The sequence below is a fragment of the Nostoc sp. genome, from assembly GCF_054880495.1.
The window spans coordinates 1-3,168 of sequence record NZ_JBTYKD010000397.1 but is presented as its reverse complement, the minus strand read 5'-3'; the positions used below and the strand labels follow the sequence as shown (position 1 = coordinate 3,168).

1 pseudogene is annotated in these 3,168 nt (G+C 42.6%); it reads left to right on the top strand.

The window, feature by feature from the left end:
• Positions 1–89: 89 nt before the first annotated feature.
• Positions 90–3,168, top strand: a pseudogene (locus ACYTXL_RS33465) (tetratricopeptide repeat protein); the annotation flags it as partial.

Genomic DNA, 3,168 nt, shown 5'->3' with positions numbered 1-3,168 from the left:
TTAGGGAGTATTATTCGGGAGAGATCTTCACTTAATCCGTTTGGTTGGTCCTGGACACCAGAATAACTCCCTACCCCGTTTTACCGAGCGGATACAAGGCATTTTTGTTTTTGGATGGGGAAAGTAAAGGAAAAGCCGATCCCATAGAAGCGGGGGAATTAGCGAATTTGTTGACGGGGAAGGGGATTCCCGTTTGTATTCTCAATGCTTGTCAGTCGGGGAAGCAGGTACGAGGAAACGCCGAAGAAGGGGAAAATAACGAAAATTCCCGCGAGACGAGTTTGGGTAGTCGGTTGATGACTGCGGGAATGCAAATGGTGGTAGCAATGGGGTATTCGGTGACAGTTTCGGCTGCACGGTTGATGATGGAACAGGTTTATAAAAACTTGTTTGGGGGGAAGGAGATAACCGAAGCGATCCGGTTGGGGAGAAGGGAGTTATTTAATAATAAGACGCGTCAAGCTTATTTTAATACCAATATCGATTTATAAGATTGGCTTTTGCCTGTGGTTTATAGTAACCAACGGGTGAATTTTAATTTGCGGAAATTTAGAGCGGAGGAAGAAGAAGAGTATCTTGAGAAATTAGGGAATTTATATCAATATACGCCGCCAGAATATGGATTTATTGGGCGAGATTTGGAGATATTGAAGATTGAAAAGGCTTTATTTCGTCATAATATTTTGCTGTTGCAGGGAATGGGAGGAACCGGAAAAACAACGCTATTAAATTATTTGCGTAGTTGGTGGCAGACGACTAACTTTGCACCGGAGATATTTTATTTTGGTTATGATGAAAGGGCTTGGACGCTGACACAGATTTTATTTGAGATTGGCAAGCGGGTATATAAAAAGTTTGAGTTTGCGAATTTTCAAGCGATGAATTTAACCGCTCAGATGCAGAAGCTTCTGGCTAAATTGCGGTCAGAATCTCATATTTTGATATTGGATAATTTGGAATCGGTGACAGGACAAGCTTTAGCGATTCCAAATACTTTAGCATCAGCCGAGCAAAAGCAACTGCAAAATTTTTTGACGCGGTTGGTAGGGGGAGAAACGCGGGTAATTTTAGGTTCTCGCAGTGATGAAAGTTGGTTGCAAGGGGCTTTTAAACAGAATATTTATAAGTTACAAGGATTGGATGCAGAAGCGAGGACGGAGTTATCAAATAAGATTTTAGAGCGGAATGTGGGGGATAAAGGTAAGATAGCGAAGATACGGGAAGATGAGGATTTTCAGAAATTGATGAAGGTGTTAGCGGGGTATCCGTTAGCAATGGAAGTGGTGTTAGCTAATTTGAAAAATCTGTCATCCCAGGAAATTTTGGCAAAGTTAGCAGCAGCAGATATTAATTTAGATACGGGAAGTGAGGATAAAACCCAGAGTATTCTCAAATGTGTGGAATATTCTCATAGTAATTTGTCACCGAATGCTCAGAAATTATTATTGTGTCTGGCTCCCTTTAGTGGGTTTATTTATAGGTGGCAGATTCCTAATTATGCCAAGGAATTACAGAAGTTAGAGCCGTTTCAAGATTATGAATTTGATAAGTTTGATGGGGCAATTCAAGAAGCAATAAATTGGGGTTTGCTCTCGCTTATCAATGAAGATCTTCGTCAATTATTACAAATTCAACCTGTTTTTCCCTTCTTTTTAAAAGCAAAATTAGCCGAACTCGATGCAGCTACACGCGAAGCATTACAGGAGGGTTTTAAAAATCATTATATCGGTTTAGCTCGTGACTACAATCGCTATATGGAATCGAAGGAACCGCAAGAACGGCAGATCGGGATTTTCTTCTGTCGGCTGGAATATGAAAATTTATATAATGCCTTGCAAATTTGTTTAGAGAAACAGGAAAGTATTGATATTTTCTTTTGCTTGTTTCAATACTTTTATATAAATAATGATATTCCAAGTAGTTTGAAACTGTCGGAATTTGTCTGTCAGGCACAAGTCGCTTATCCACCAGAAATTAGAACAGGTGAGATAGGTATGCATATTGTGATGGCACTCGATCGCCTTGCTATGGGTTATTTACAAACACCAAATTATCCCCAAGCCAGAGCATCCTATCTGCGAATTCTCGAATTATCCCAACAACTCCAAGGTGTAGAAGTAAGACAAATCAAGTCTTTCTTAGCAAGCATTTACCACCAGTTGGGAAGGGTTGCCCAAAAGTTGCGGGAATACGACCAGGCACGGGATTATTATCAACAAGCCCTGGAAATCAGAATCGAATTTGGCGATCGCTACTCCTGTGCTAGGACTTACCACCAGTTGGGAAACGTTGCCGAACAGTTGCGGGAATACGACCAGGCACGGGATTATTATCAACAAGCCCTGGAAATCAAAATCGAATTTGGCGATCACTATAATTGTGCTAGCACTTACCACCAGTTGGGAAACGTTGCCGAACAGTTGCGGGAATACGACCAGGCACGGGATTATTATCAACAAACCCTGGAAATCAATATCGAATTTGGCGATCGCTACTTCTGTGCTGTGACATACCACCAGTTGGGAAACGTTGCCCAAGAGTTGCGGGAATACGACCAGGCACGGGATTATTATCAACAAGCCCTGGAAATCAATATCGAATTTGGCGATCGCTACTCCTGTGCTAGCACTTACCACCTGTTGGGAAGGCTTGCCCAAGAGTTGCGGGAATACCACCAGGCACGGGATTATTATCAACAAGCCCTGGAAATCAATATCGAATTTGGCGATCGCTACTCCTGTGCTAGCACTTACCACCTGTTGGGAAGGCTTGCCCAAGAGTTGCGGGAATACCACCAGGCACGGGATTATTATCAACAAGCCCTGGAAATCAATATCGAATTTGGCGATTGCTATAATTGTGCTAGCACTTACCAGCAGTTGGGAATCGTTGCCCAAGAGTTGCGGGAATACCACCAGGCACGGGATTATTATCAACAAACCCTGGAAATCAATATCGAATTTGGCGATCGCTATAATTGTGCTAGCACTTACCACCTGTTGGGAAGGCTTGCCCAAGAGTTGCGGGAATACGACCAGGCACGGGATTATTATCAACAAGCCCTGGAAATCTTTATCGAATTTGGCGATCGCTATTCGCAAGCTCTCACGCTTCATTGTTTAGGAACGCTTGCACAAGCAGAGGAAAATTACGCAGAAGCTAGGGCTA